The 14,123-nt window shown below is 43.8% G+C and carries 14 protein-coding genes; 11 read left to right on the top strand and 3 right to left on the bottom strand.

The genetic code is table 11. The annotated features are described in order from the left end of the window. Window positions 1-124: 124 nt before the first annotated feature. A complete protein-coding gene (locus AHMF7616_RS05685) occupies window positions 125-751 on the top strand; it encodes a hypothetical protein (protein WP_115372003.1) in 627 nt (208 codons plus the stop codon). A gap of 165 nt (window positions 752-916) precedes the next feature. Here the strand turns inward: AHMF7616_RS05685 and AHMF7616_RS05680 are convergent, their stop codons facing one another. The 3 genes from AHMF7616_RS05680 to AHMF7616_RS05670 all read right to left on the bottom strand — a co-directional run bounded on the left by AHMF7616_RS05680 (window position 917) and on the right by AHMF7616_RS05670 (window position 4,274). Continuing rightward, complete coding sequence (locus tag AHMF7616_RS05680) at window positions 917-1,471, bottom strand: NADPH-dependent FMN reductase (RefSeq protein WP_115372002.1); 555 nt, start codon at window positions 1,469-1,471, stop codon at window positions 917-919. 167 nt (window positions 1,472-1,638) lie between these two features. Continuing rightward, window positions 1,639-3,408, bottom strand: coding sequence for a pyruvate dehydrogenase complex dihydrolipoamide acetyltransferase (locus tag AHMF7616_RS05675; RefSeq protein ID WP_115372001.1), 1,770 nt, complete (start codon window positions 3,406-3,408; stop codon window positions 1,639-1,641). A 242-nt stretch (window positions 3,409-3,650) separates the two neighbouring features. Further along, the gene (locus AHMF7616_RS05670; RefSeq protein WP_115375477.1) at window positions 3,651-4,274 is read right to left on the bottom strand and encodes a histidine phosphatase family protein; all 624 of its coding nucleotides are present in this window, start codon (window positions 4,272-4,274) and stop codon (window positions 3,651-3,653) included. A 61-nt stretch (window positions 4,275-4,335) separates the two neighbouring features. Between AHMF7616_RS05670 and AHMF7616_RS05665 the strand changes: the two genes are divergently transcribed. From AHMF7616_RS05665 to AHMF7616_RS05620, 10 genes are all read left to right on the top strand, one after another. After that, on the top strand, window positions 4,336-4,761 hold the full coding sequence (locus AHMF7616_RS05665; protein ID WP_115372000.1) for a hotdog fold thioesterase: 426 nt from the start codon (window positions 4,336-4,338) through the stop codon (window positions 4,759-4,761). A 197-nt stretch (window positions 4,762-4,958) separates the two neighbouring features. Further along, entirely contained in the window at window positions 4,959-6,212 is a 1,254-nt protein-coding gene (locus AHMF7616_RS05660; protein WP_233507352.1) for a chorismate-binding protein, read from the top strand. Continuing rightward, complete coding sequence (gene menD, locus AHMF7616_RS05655) at window positions 6,209-7,903, top strand: 2-succinyl-5-enolpyruvyl-6-hydroxy-3-cyclohexene-1-carboxylic-acid synthase (RefSeq protein WP_115371999.1); 1,695 nt, start codon at window positions 6,209-6,211, stop codon at window positions 7,901-7,903. The genes AHMF7616_RS05660 and menD overlap by 4 nt, the downstream gene beginning before the upstream one ends. Before the next feature lie 80 nt (window positions 7,904-7,983). Then, window positions 7,984-8,421 carry a DoxX family protein gene (locus AHMF7616_RS05650; RefSeq protein ID WP_115371998.1) on the top strand — a complete coding sequence of 146 codons (438 nt, stop codon included), beginning with the start codon at window positions 7,984-7,986 and terminating at the stop codon, window positions 8,419-8,421. Between the two features lie 44 nt (window positions 8,422-8,465). Continuing rightward, the gene (locus AHMF7616_RS05645; RefSeq protein ID WP_115371997.1) at window positions 8,466-8,981 is read left to right on the top strand and encodes a DoxX family protein; all 516 of its coding nucleotides are present in this window, start codon (window positions 8,466-8,468) and stop codon (window positions 8,979-8,981) included. A gap of 286 nt (window positions 8,982-9,267) precedes the next feature. Then, window positions 9,268-10,092, top strand: coding sequence for a 1,4-dihydroxy-2-naphthoyl-CoA synthase (menB, locus tag AHMF7616_RS05640; RefSeq protein WP_115371996.1), 825 nt, complete (start codon window positions 9,268-9,270; stop codon window positions 10,090-10,092). A gap of 137 nt (window positions 10,093-10,229) precedes the next feature. Continuing rightward, window positions 10,230-11,330, top strand: a complete 1,101-nt coding sequence (locus AHMF7616_RS05635; RefSeq protein ID WP_115371995.1) for an AMP-binding protein — start codon at window positions 10,230-10,232, stop codon at window positions 11,328-11,330. A gap of 371 nt (window positions 11,331-11,701) precedes the next feature. Next, window positions 11,702-12,163, top strand: coding sequence for a hypothetical protein (locus tag AHMF7616_RS05630; protein ID WP_115371994.1), 462 nt, complete (start codon window positions 11,702-11,704; stop codon window positions 12,161-12,163). Between the two features lie 83 nt (window positions 12,164-12,246). Then, the gene (locus AHMF7616_RS05625; RefSeq protein WP_115371993.1) at window positions 12,247-13,290 is read left to right on the top strand and encodes a patatin-like phospholipase family protein; all 1,044 of its coding nucleotides are present in this window, start codon (window positions 12,247-12,249) and stop codon (window positions 13,288-13,290) included. Then, window positions 13,287-14,072 (top strand): SDR family oxidoreductase, encoded by a 786-nt coding sequence (locus AHMF7616_RS05620; protein ID WP_115371992.1) that lies wholly within the window; start codon window positions 13,287-13,289, stop codon window positions 14,070-14,072. Before AHMF7616_RS05625 ends, AHMF7616_RS05620 begins: the two co-directional genes overlap by 4 nt. Window positions 14,073-14,123 lie beyond the last annotated feature (51 nt).

The raw sequence follows: 14,123 nt of genomic DNA, 5'->3' as shown, positions 1-14,123 counted from the left end.
GAAGCTTACTACTTTTTTAGGCTAGTACTAAGAATATTTTTGCGGGTAGTAGCTACTGGATAATTTATATCACTAATTGCACAGTTACTTAACATAATTTTTTAAATATTTACTCATAAGCCACTTGATTACTCTATTTTATTTGCCTAAGAGCTCCGAAAAACGAATTACTTTTTTTAAAAAATATTTTGAAAAAGAATGCTTGCTCTGGTTAATTATACTCCTCTCAGCTTGCTGCCCGGATGTGGATCAAAATTTAAATTCTAAAATAAAAAGCTGGGCTCCTTATTTTACTAATCAAGAAGTTGTGTTTCAGAATGAAAAGCAGGATTCCATCTTGTTTAGAATTAAAAAAACTAACCGCACCGAAATTGGTCACGATAAAGTATGCGGCAATTACGATATTGAAACCGTTGAAACAATGCTGTTTAATCCCGCCGATACTACCTTTCAGTTTAAGATAGCGCTTACCCAGGAAGTTTTACTAAAACTAGATTCTTATCGGGCGCAGCCAAGAGCTAAAAATTTAACCGCTATGTTTAACACGGTGTCGGAGCAATTTGTCAGTGATGATTGGCGCGACCGGTATTTAAGCGAAATAAGCCTGAATGGGAAAACCTATAAAAACGTGCTGCACATTTACGCTAATTTCCCAGTGCCAGGAACCAGCTTTTTAGAAATTTATTATGCCCAACATGTAGGTTTAGTAGCTTTTAGCGATTTTCAAGGAATTTGGTATTACCTGAAATAAGCTACTTTTTACCTACGCTTAAACTTAATCTGCTCGTACAAACCAGCTAGGCAAGTTTTTTTTAAATTTTAAGATATAAGCGCTTTCCTGAGGAATAAATTTTAAAAAATTTAATGCTGAGAGATACGTTTTAAGAGTGTTTTGGCTAATGCGTTATTATTTAAATTACTCCGTTTCCTTTTTCGTAATCCGTTCTGCTAACCACAAGTATTCGTGCACAAAGGTATCTACGTTACTCTGAAAACTGCCATCGATTAAATTACCCGCTGCATCCAATTTTTTATCGACCAACGGAATTACTAACATGTAGGGCGAGGCTATACCAAATAAAGCATTGATAAGCAGCTGCAATTGCTGACTGGCTCGCATGCCCCCCATAGCTCCCGTAGAAGCCGTAACAATACCGAAAGGTTTGTGCATTTGCTTCGGAAAATGATCTAGTAAATTTTTCATGGCCGGCGAATAACTACCGTTGTACTCGGGAGTAACTAATATAAAAGCTTCGGCGGAAAACATTCTTTCGGCTATAATTTTATGCTCTTCCGGCGCTTTCTCCACCGAAACAATTACTTTTTGCAGTAACCCAAAAGCATGGTCGCGTACGTCAATTAAACCTACTTGGTGTGAGGTGGTACGGGATAATAACTGGTGCAGGAAAACAGCGGCTCGGTTAGTAATACTTTCCTTCCGCGGACTTCCGGAAATTATTTCAATGTTCATTAATGCTTATTGTTTTTAAATTGTACTGTTTTACTTCAGTGGCCGGATGGGGTTTAAAGCCAATAGGTAAATTAAAACTGAGTAATTCCTAAATCTTGTTCAGGAAAATAATCCAGCAAAAAAGCCTTCCGTGTGGGGAAGGCTCTTAAAAACTAAAATTTTTAAAATTATACTAAAATCCTAATCGGATCTTCGAGCAATTTTTTAAAAGTTTGTAAGAAAGCAGAACCAACGGCTCCATCTACCACCCGGTGATCGCAAGACATGGTAACTTTCATGACATTACCCACTACAATTTGACCGTTTTTAACTACCGGCGTTTGTTTAATGCCGCCTACCGCCATAATACAGGCATCCGGCGGATTAATGATAGCCGTAAACTCTTCAATACCAAACATACCTAAGTTCGAGATAGTAAAAGTATTACCTTCCCAATCGGCCGGTTGTAATTTTTTAGATTTGGCTTTACCGCTAAAATCTTTTACTTCACCGGCAATCTGCGATAAGCTTTTTTGATCGGCCTGGCGCACCACGGGTACCAGCAACCCTTCTTCCACGGCCATGGCTACTCCAATATTAATTTGTTTGTTGTACCGGATTTTATCGCCTAACCACGAGGAGTTAACCGCCGGGTGCGAGCGTAAGGCCGCCGCGGCTGCCTTGATTACTAAATCGTTGAAAGAAATTTTAACCGGACTTACCTCATTTAAAGCAGTGCGGGTTTCAATGGCTTTGTCCATATCAATTTCCATCGTGAGATAGAAATGGGGCGCGGTAAATAAACTTTCGCTTAAACGCCGGGCAATAACTTTGCGCATCTGCGAAACGGATACTTCCTCGTAATCGGCACTTAGTTTAGAAGCCGGTTGGGTTTGCGGAGCAGGAGCCGCCACCGGACTTGGAGCAGGTGTTGGCGCTGTAGCTGGTGCAGCTGGTTTAGCGGCCGGCGTATACGATTCCACGTCTTTTACTACAATGCGGCCATTATCACCACTACCTTTAATCTGGGCTATATCAATGCCTTTTTCTTCGGCGATGCGCTTGGCTAACGGAGAAGCAAAAATACGTCCGCCGGTATTCGCCGAAGCAGCGGAACTAGCCTGGCCGTTAGCTCCCGCAGCCGGAACAGCAACTTCCGGGTTAGAGTTAGCCGGGGTACTATTTTTAATTTGGTTATCGGTTTGCGCGTTTTCTACCTGTTCATCGGCCTGCTCTAAAGCCTGGTCCGGTGTAGCCTGCGCCGGAGCTGCGCCACCACTACCTCCGTTCAGTAATTGCTGAAAGTCAGCACCTTCTTCGCCGATAATAGCTAGAATACCATCTACCGACACCGATTTACCGGCTTCTACACCAATGTATAACAAGGTGCCATCTTCGTACGACTCCAGTTCCATGGTAGCCTTATCGGTTTCTACTTCGGCCAAGATATCACCGGATTTTACTTTATCGCCTACCTTTTTCAGCCAGCTGGCAATGGTGCCCTCCGTCATGGTATCGCTCATTTTGGGCATGGTGATTACGGAGGCGTTTACGGCGGCTTTGGCCGAAGCGCTTGGTGCTGCTGGTGCGGCGGCAGATGCTGTTGGTGCGGGTGCGGGTTTTTCGGCCGGAGCTGACGCCGGTTCCGCTGGCTTTTCAGCCGGTTTTGAGGCCCCGCCCCCTCCTTGAATATCAGTTAACAAGGCCGAAATATCTTCGTCTTTTTTGCCGATAATAGCTAAAACACCGTCTACCGGTACCGAGTCTTTTTCTTTTGGTCCGACAAAAAGCAACGTTCCATCTTCGTACGACTCCAGTTCCATCGTGGCTTTATCAGTTTCCACTTCCGCCAGAATATCCCCGGATTTTACGGTATCACCCACTTTTTTTAGCCACGATGCAATCACCCCCTCGGTCATGGTGTCACTCATCTTCGGCATTTTTATAACTTCGGCCATGTTTTATTTTGTTTTAGATGTTCAAAAATAGATTGAAAATTATTTTTATCAAAGTTTTATATTAGTCAATAGTCCATAGTCCACGGTCCATGGTGATAGTCCTTAGCCGATGGACCTTATTTTAGGAGAAAGTAAACCATTTAGTTAAAAATTTAAAAATTCGGAAAGCTTAACCATTAACAGCTTACTTTAAACCCAACCGTTGATGACTGTGGACTGTCGGCCAGGGACTATCGACTCAATCAAAACATCGGTTTTAAATGCGCAATATCCATATGCCGGTGAATGCTGAACATAGAACCCGTATAGTACAACTGGTATAAGCATAAATTATGATGTTCAAAAATATCCATGCATTGTAAAGGATAGTTCATGAGTTTACACAACAACACCCGCATAGCCCGGCCGTGCATGCAAATTAACACGGTTTTTTCTTCGGGCCGGGATAAAAGGATATCCAAAAAAACTTGCTGCCGGTCGGCCACATCCTGCGGACTTTCGCCACCTTCTATCCGTACATTTATTTCTCCGTCTTGCCATTTTTGTAAAGTGTCAAAGTAATAAGCATCTTCTTCGGGAGTTACTCGGGTGCCCTCGCGAGAGCCCCAGCAAATTTCGTTTAAACCGGCGTGTTTTTCATGCGGTATCCCTAAATCAATAAACCCTTGCACGGATTGAATGCTGCGTTGCAAAACCGAGGTATAAATCTTATCAAAGGGAACATGTTGGTAGCTCGCGAAGAAAAGCCGTGCTTGTTCCCTTCCGGTACTATTCAGCGAAGAATCTACGCCGCTGCCCTGAATAATTCCTTGCAGGTTAAAATCGGTTTGCCCGTGCCGAAGTAGGTAAACTTTTTTGATACTCAATTTTGGTCTATTTTTGTTTCGCGCAAAATACGAATAACCGGTAAAATGCTGCCCCAAATTCATGAAAAAAGCCGATTATACCCTTGAAATACTAAACGCCTGGAACAAAGATACCATGGGTGGCCACCTGGGAATGGAATTTACCGAAATTGGAGATGATTACTTATGCGGAAAAATGCCCGTTGACCATCGTACGCACCAGCCAATGGGCTTGTTACACGGCGGCGCTTCGGCGGCATTCGCCGAAACACTGGGCAGTGTAGCCGGCATCATGCAGGTAGATTCCGACAAACAGGCTTGTGTCGGAATAGAGGTAAACGCCAACCATGTAAAAAGTGTTCGGAATGGTTATGTCTACGGCAAAGCCACGGCCGTGCACATTGGTACGAAAACGCAGGTTTGGGATATTCGCATTACCAACGCTGGGGGCAATTTAGTTTGCGTGAGCCGTTTAACCTTGGCGGTGCTGGATAGAGCCAACGGCTGAGGTAAAATTTAAAAAAATTGTAAATACGCTTGATAATTCTTGATTTTGTTCGTTATACCATACCAGTATAACCAGTGTTCATGTAATCTGATGAAATACTAAATACGATAATGGAATCAGATAGATGGAATAAGAATAAGCTCATGAAACACTAACCGTTTTAATTTGTTTTACCATAAAACTAATTACTAAGTCAATTGATTTCTGCCTTACCGATAGAATTAGAAAACAGCCGGGTAAATTTAGAAGGTGATTCTAACGTTATATTAAAAGCATTATTTGCCACCGCCATTCGTTTCCATTTGCCGGTAGCTGTATGGCGGTTACCCAATACCAGCGAAATTAAATTATGCGTTTCTTTAAGGCCGGCGCAAACTTCCGGCGACGTACCCCAACTCGAATCTGGCGTTTCTGGTTTTGCTTTTTACCCGTTTCAGGTTTCCGCTACATACCCAGCTCATTTTATAAAAGCCGATATTACCTACAGCAGCTTATCCGCAAAGTTAAAGTTTAACTTTAAACTGAACGAGAACCCAGAATACGTGGCTTTGGTACAAAGGCTGCAGGAGTATTTTGAAAAGATAAAAGGCTCGGCTCATACCAGCAACTGGCACGTAAGCCGCAAAGTAAAACCTTACCAAACCTCCGAAGCTAACTTTAAGCACTTGGTGGAGGAAAGCGTAGCCGCCATAGATGCCGGGCAGATGGAGAAAGTGGTATTATCCCGGGTAAGATCTACGGAGTTAACGGCCGGTTTTGATTTAATGGCTACCTACCTCCGGCTACAAAAGACGTACCCCAACGCCTTTGTTTCGCTGGTTTCCATTCCGGAAATGGGCACCTGGATGGGCGCTTCGCCGGAAATATTAGTGCAAGTTTCCAAAGACCGTATTTTTAAAACAGTGGCCTTGGCCGGCACCCAGGCTTTAACACCTGATTGCAATCCGGCTAAAGCTTTGTGGCAGCAAAAAGAAATTGAAGAACAATCTTTGGTTAAGAGATACATTCTGCATTGTTTTAAGCGCATCCAGCTACGCGATTATACCGAGATAGGCCCACGTACTGTAGTAGCGGGCAACTTAATGCACCTGCGCACGGACTTTACCGTGGACATGAAAAAAGAGGCATTTCCAATGCTGGGCACCCACATGCTGCAATTACTGCATCCAACCTCGGCGGTTTGCGGCATGCCTAAAGAAACGGCTATGGAATTTATTATGCAAAAAGAAGGCTACGATCGGGCGTATTTCAGCGGCTTTCTGGGACCAGTGCACATCGACGGCGAATCAAATATCTACGTGAACCTGCGCTGCTCGCAACTATTAGAACAGGTAGCGCTGACCTACGCGGGTGCCGGCATTACCGCCGAATCGGAACCCGATAAAGAGTGGCTGGAAACCCGTTTAAAAATGGATACTATTCGCCAGGTTTTCCAGAACAGCGCTTTATGAATCTAACATCTGTTTTTTCGATTGCCGAAATTTGCGCCCAGCACGGCATTAAAGAGGTAATTCTTTCACCGGGTTCCCGTTGTGCCCCGCTTACGTTGGCGTTTGTGCGGCACCCTGCCATTCAGGTACGCACCATCAGCGACGAACGGGCCGCGGCTTTTATCGCGTTGGGCATGGCTCTAACCAAGCGCCAACCGGTAGTTTTGGTGTGTACTTCGGGTACGGCCACTCTAAACTTTGCACCCGCCGTAGCCGAAGCTTTTTACCAACAAGTGCCACTATTAGTTTTTACCGCCGACCGGCCGGCCGAATGGATTGACCAGCTGGATGGCCAGACCATCCGGCAGGAAAATGTTTACGGCGCCCATGTAAAACAGAGTTTTTCTTTTCCGGTGGATACGCAACACCCCGATGTAGAATGGTTCGCGGAGCGCCTTCTTTCCGAGGCCATTTTGGCAGCCCAGGCTTACCCCGCGGGGCCGGTGCAAATTAATGTGCCCTTACGCGAACCGTTTTATCCGCCGCCCGGAGAAGAAATAAAATTTAAAAAAAATGCCAAAGTAATTCGGGAAATAGCCAGTAGTTTTAGTTTAACCGAAAACCAATCGCTGGAATTACAGCAAAATTTAAAAAAATTTTCCCGCATTCTCTTAGTGGCCGGTCAGCAAGCCTGGCAACCCGAACTGCAAGCTGCTTTACAAACTTTCGCTCAACAAACTGGTGCCGTAATAGTAGCCGATGTTATTAGCAATCAACAAAGTTTGCCTGGTGTAATCAATCACCACGATGTTTTTTTAAATGGCAAAGCCACTGCCAACGGTACAGGCCTACAACCCGATCTGCTGATTACCTTTGGCTTATCTAATATCTCTAAAAATTTAAAATTATTTCTAAGAGCTTTTTCTCCGCAGCAACATTGGCACCTGCAACCGGCTGGTAAAGTAGCCGATCCGTTTCAATCCTTAACCCAAATTATCCGGGTTACTCCGTTCAACTTTTTTTCCGGGATGGCTTCCGGCCACGATGCACCCCACCCTACTTACCAACAACAATGGGCAACCCAAGAAACAGCGGCGAAGAATTACTTAAATCAATTCTTAAATCAGGAAATTTTTAATGAGTTTACTGTTTTTAAACGGATGTTAGATCAGTTACCCCTTAATTGCTTGTTGCATGTAGCCAACAGCATGGCGGTGCGTTACGCAAATATTATTGGTTTAGAACCAAATAAAAATATAGAAGTGTTTGCCAACCGCGGCACCAGCGGCATCGATGGTTGCACCAGCACCACCGTAGGCAGTGCTTTAAGTACAAATAAACTCACCGTTTTAATAACCGGTGATTTAGCATTTTTCTACGATCGTAACGGTTTGTGGCACAATTACCTGCCCACTAATTTGCGGATTATTATTTTAAATAACCACGCAGGCGGTATTTTTAGGTTAATTGATGGCTCCAAACAACAGCCCGAACTAGCTGAATTTTTCGAAACGCACCAACCTTTAGAAGCTAAATTAACGGCACAGGAATTTAATTTAGCGTATTACCGCTGCGAAAATCTACAACAATTAGCTACTTCTCTTACTACTTTTTGGACTGGTGGCCCAGGTATTTTAGAAATTTGTACGCAAAGCCTCGAAAATGCTGCATTTTTTGAATTGTACCGGAAACAATCTCCTTTTAAAAAGTAAGTAACTTTGTGTCAACTACTTAATTAGGATTTAATTTAAAATCGTATATTTAATTACACGTTTTTAAAACAATCAGGATTATGGAAGTAACGCACAAAATTGAACATTGGGCTGACCAGCATCATCCCATTTGGCTCGACTTTATCCGGTTTGGCCTCGGAATCTTCCTCTTCGTTAAAGGGCTGATTTTTATCAGCGATATTGGCGTGCTCGAAAGACTGCTTATTCAGATCAACATGGATTGGTCGTCTTTCTGGTTTGCGCACTACATTGCTTTTGCTCATTTGGTGGGTGGCTTGCTCATTGCTATGGGCTTAGTTACCCGTACGGCTATTCTGTTCCAGCTCCCCATTTTAATCGGAGCGGTATTGTTTGTTCGCCCAGGTATCGATTTTGGCTCTATTAATACCGAATGGTGGGTTTCGGTAGTAACGCTGCTTTTATTGATTGTTTCTTTTATTTTTGATTCCGGCCGGTGGTCTGTGGACCAGTATATGCGTACTCACCGCGAACGTTAGATTCCATTTATATACCACGTTTCAATCGTTAAATGTAGAACGTTATGGAAATTACCCAAAAAATTGAAAACTGGGCCTCCTTGCATTATCCGGCCTGGTTCGACTTTGTCCGGATGGGTTTAGGGGTTTTTCTGTTTGCTAAGGGCTTTATAGTTCTTAGCCAAATAGATGCCGTTCAAACTTTTATTACCAACATTAATTTATTAAATGGCTCCCATATTAACTGGAGTGCTCAGCTGTTGGTACAATTTATTGCTTACATCCATATTATTGGGGGTTTGTTTATGGCAGTAGGTTTTATTACCCGCCTGGCAATATTCTTTCAGATACCAATCTTATTGGGAGCCGTATTTTTTACCATGCCCGGTATCCGGATGAGTGCTGAAAACAACCTGGCCCAGGGAGGTGTTAATTTTGTCTGGTCCGAAATTAACCTGACGCATAATCCGGTAGAATGGTGGACTGCCTTGATTACTCTTATTTTATTAATCAGCATGTTTATAATTGGCTCCGGCCCTTGGTCCGTGGATAAATACCTGGAACATTATGAAGAGGAATAAATAGTTGGTAGTTATTAGTGGCTCGTTGTTCGACTGATAACATTTTTTAAAATAAGATGCTTCTGCTAACACATTCGTTTGTTAAATTTGGTTAAAGTACTTGGGTAGTAAACCAAATTTTTGTTTTTCATTTTTATTGGTTTCCAAGGAGAAATTTTAAAAAAGCCATCGTGTAGGTAAACGATGGCTTTTGTTTTTATAAAAAGGGGAATAATTTTATTTTATCCGCTGTATCATCTACCTTCGAATTTGATTTAGATTTAGAAATCCGCTAACGACAATAAACATGCAAAGCAATTATCCTTGGCAACCGCTGAAAGAATACCAGGAAATTATTTTTTCTTATTACAAAGGAATTGCCAAAATAAGTATCAACCGGCCGCAGAAACACAATGCCTTTACGCCGCTTACCGTGCAGGAAATGAGTGAGGCCATGGAACTGGCCCGGCAAAACCCCGAGATAGGCGTAATTATTTTAACCGGCGAAGGCGGCCAGGCCTTTTGCAGCGGCGGCGACCAAAGTGTACGGGGCCATGGCGGCTACATCGGCGAAGATACCGTACCGCGGTTAAACGTATTGGATTTACAAATGCAAATCCGGCGCATTCCCAAGCCGGTAATTGCCATGGTGGCGGGTTGGGCCATTGGCGGCGGCCACGTATTACACGTAGTTTGCGATTTAAGCATTGCGGCCGAAAACGCGCGCTTCGGGCAAACCGGCCCAAAAGTAGGCTCTTTCGACGGTGGCTTTGGTGCGTCGTACCTGGCCCGGATTGTGGGTCAGAAAAAAGCCCGCGAAATTTGGTTTTTGTGCGACCAGTACAATGCCCAGGAAGCTTTAGATATGGGATTAGTAAATAAAGTAGTGCCACTAGACAAGCTGGAAGAAACCACCGTGGAATGGTGCGGGAAAATTCTCGAAAAAAGCCCTTTGGCCCTGCGCATGTTAAAATCAGCCTTTAATGCCGAGTTAGACGGCCAGGCCGGCATTCAGGAATTAGCCGGTAATGCTACGTTGCTCTACTATCTTTCCGATGAAGCCAAAGAAGGCAAAAACGCCTTTATGGAAAAACGCCAACCTGATTTTTCGAAATACCCGAAGTTTCCTTGATGTTATAGTAGCAGGTAGCAGGTATTAAGTATCAGGACTTTTTATTTGTAAAATTTAAAATTATAGTTCACTAAATTATCAAACCTAATACTTAACTCTTAGTACCTGATACTTACTACTTGATACTTGATAATAACATGGATCATCTGCTGCTCAACGGAAAAAAGTTTTACTACGAAGAAATAGCCAATTATTCTTTTCGGAACAGCATACCGTTAAACGGCTACGAGGTTACCACCCTGGAATTTTGCCGCAATTGGCTCAACGGCGTACAAGAAATTGCCATTAATACTTCCGGCTCCACGGGCGCGCCTAAATTAATTACTTTAACGCGGCGCCAGATGGAAATAAGCGCCCGCTACACCCTTCAAGCCTTGCACTTGCAGGAAAACGATCATGCACTGGTTTGCATAAACACCGAATACATTGGCGGAATAATGATGCTCGTACGGGGCTTAATTGGCAACCTGCACCTCACTATTTTGGAGCCTATTGGCAATCCGTTTCGTTACTTACCGCCCAACGGACCCGAACAGTATGAATTTGGCTCGTTTGTGCCCTTGCAACTACAAGCTATTTTAACCGAATCTCCTGAAAAAAAATATTTATTAGATCAAATGAAGGGCATGCTGGTTGGGGGAGCACCGCTTAGCGCCGATCTAAACAAACAAATTCAGGAAATAGCCGCGCCCGTTTACCACACCTACGGCATGACCGAAACTGCTTCGCATGTTGCCTTAAAAAAGTTAAACGGCAGCCAACCCGATCGTTACTTCCGGGCGACACCTACGGTACAACTTGCTCAGGATAATCGCGGCTGCCTGACCATTACCGGCGAACTCACCAATAAGCAATTAATCACCACCAACGATTTAGTTAACCTGGTATCCGAGCATGAATTTGAGTGGCTGGGGCGCGTAGATAATACCATAAACAGTGGAGGAATTAAAATTCAGGCGGAGAAAGTAGAAGTTTATTTGGCTCAAGTTTTAGCAGAGCTGCAAATAGATCGCCGGTCGTTTATTACTGCTGTACCCGACGAGAAGTTAGGGCAACGGGTAATCGCCCTGTTGGAAGGTGCAAAACTAACCACCGACCAGGAAAAAGAAATCAAACGGCAATTAAAACACCTGCTCCACAAATTTGAAGTGCCAAAGGCGTTTCAGTATGCGAAAGCCTTTTGCACTACTGGTTCCGGTAAAATTGATAAAACTACTACGTTAGCGAACCTCCTGTAGTTATTTCTTGCAGTAAGCCTAAGTAAATAATAGAATTACTTAGTTGCCATAAATTATATAGGCGTAGGTTCAGAACTTTTATTTATTCTTTTATTTGATACCGTAACAGGCAATTTATTTACAAATAAGCTTACAAGTTTAGCTATTTACTTATTCGGAAGTATTTTTAATAGTTACCTGGATCCGCTATTAATTCTTATGCAGCAGATCGGCGCTTGCAAGTATTCATAAGTTTTATTTAGAGCTTAGAGTAACTAAAAATTTAAAAATACAGGTCTTGTGCAGAAAATTTCTGCCATCGAAACAAAATTTTTTGCTCTTATACGTATAAGCACCCTTAATTCTGTTTTGGATATCAATGCCTTTTATCGATGCTTCCAAATACTATTTCTAACCCGATAGCTACGCTCCAGCATTTATTGGAGTTTTTAACTGGGAGCCAGTTAATAGATCTTGTAACCAATCCCGACGGGTCAACTATCCGGTTGGATTGGCAACTGCCGGCAAAAACTAAAATGTTCTGGCTTACCCGAATTTTGCGGTTAGTATTAATGGGTCAACCTAATCTGTTTTACCTGAGTTATCCGCAAACTACTAGTGATCGCCCACCCATCACGGCCAGGGAAAAGATCTTGAGTAAAAATCTAATTCTGCAAGGTGCCCAGATGAGCGGTTCTCAAGCTCTTATCTTGTACGGGCATTCAGCGCAGCCAGTAGAGGCCGGTGAATTGCATCTAAATTTAAAAAATTATCAACTTTACGACGATCAGTATGGCCGGATTGATGTGGCTGACTTCTTATTACGTTTGAGAAGCCCTGTTAAAGCAGACTAAGGCCAGCAAACCTGTTCGGAAATCAGTTCTCTACGTAGTATCTTTCCATACTGGAGGTGGCTTTAAGCTTCTGATTTTTGTGTATGCGTTGTTTCTTATTATTCGTTCTAAGTTGCCTGGTAGCTGTAGTGGCACCAGCCCAAAACCCCGTTGTTTACCGTAACCTGGTTCTGGAAGGCGGGGGCATTCGGGGTATTGCGTACGGCGGCGCTTTAGCCGAATTACAACAAGCCGGCATTTTACCCCAAATCAAACGAGTGGCCGGAACTTCGGCCGGGGCCATTCAGGCGGCGCTCTTAGCGGTAGGGTATTCGCCGGAAGAAATAACGACGATTACTTTTAAAACGCCTATTCAAAAGTTTTCGGATGGCCGCTTTATTTTTTTTGGCGGTTTACACCGGTTGCGAAACCGATACGGTTGGTACCGCGGCGAAAAGTTTAAAGCCTGGCTGGAACAACTTATTGCGGCTAAAACCGGCCACCCTGATCTTACATTTGCCCAATTGCACCAATTAACCTACAGCAATCATTTTCGCGATTTTTACGCCACCGGCACCAATTTAACCCAACAACGGGTAGCTGTTTTTTCTTACGAAACTTCGCCTAACCTTAAAATCAGCGATGCGGTGCGCATTTCCATGTCGATTCCTTTGTATTTTCAAGCAGTGTTTCTGGATTCAACCGGCAGCGTAATTTCGAAACCTCAAAAAGGAGAACCGGCGGATATTTTAGTGGATGGCGGTATTATTGCCAACTATCCCCTTAATTTATTCGACGACCCCAAATTCTTAGCTAACCCGGACTTAGTAGTACCCCCGCCTTTTCGTAACCCCGAAACCTTGGGCATCCGCTTAGATACCGATTCGCAGATTGCTTACGACCAAACCCAGGCGGGCCTGGCGCCTTTGCCCGTCCTAAATTTTCAGGAATACGTAAGGGCTTTTTACACCATCATTATCGAAAATTTAAACCGGCCGCAGTTAACTCCTGCCGATTGGCAGCGTACCATCTCGGTTAGTACCAAAGGGTACGGCGCAAAAATCCGCCGCTTATCCGAGAAAGATAAAACTATTTTGCTGCAAAGTGGCCACGATGGCGTGCAGCAGTTTTTAAAATTAAAAAAATGAACCAACTTGAAAGTAATACCAACCGCTGGCGGTTAAGCGGCCAAAAAGCGGTAGTTACCGGCGGTACCAAAGGCATAGGCCGGGCCATTGCCGAAGAATTTTTAAATTTAGGCGCCGAAGTTATTATTGTAGCCCGGAAGCAAACAGAATTAGACACGCTATTAGCCGAATGGCACACGCAGCAATTACCCGCCAGTGGTTACGCCCTTGATTTAAGCCGCTCCACCGATCGGCTAACTTTAACCGAAAAAGTAATTGAAAAATGGGGACGATTAGACATTCTGGTAAATAACGTAGGCACCAACATCCGGAAAAAAACCGTTGCCTATTCCGAAAAAGAATACCAGTTACTCCTGGATACCAATCTTACCTCGGCTTTTCACCTGAGTCAATTACTATATCCTTTGTTGAAACAATCTGCGCAAGGCAACATTATTCAAATTTCTTCGGTTTCCGGTTTAAATCATTTACGCACCGGCGCTATTTACGGCATGACTAAAGCCGCCATGATTCAATTAACGAAAAACTTAGCCGTAGAATGGGCCCCGGATAATATTCGGGTAAACGCCCTGGCTCCCTGGTACATTCGCACGCCTTTGGCCGATGCGGTTTTGCAAAATCCGGATTACCTCAATAGTGTGTTGGAACGAACACCCATGGGCCGGGTGGGCGAACCAGCCGAAGTGGCCGCGGCGGCCGCTTTTTTGTGCATGCCCGCCGCCAGTTACATCACCGGCCAGTGTTTGGCCATCGACGGGGGTTTCTCGGTGTATGGATTTTAGTTTTTTTAAATTGCAGCTAATGCGTAGGTAATAACAAGGCATTGCTGTTGT

It is taken from the genome of Adhaeribacter pallidiroseus (genome assembly GCF_003340495.1).
GTDB classification, from domain to species: domain Bacteria; phylum Bacteroidota; class Bacteroidia; order Cytophagales; family Hymenobacteraceae; genus Adhaeribacter; species Adhaeribacter pallidiroseus.
The sequence above is the reverse complement of the archived record's forward strand: the minus strand, read 5'-3'. Positions and strand labels throughout refer to the sequence as shown.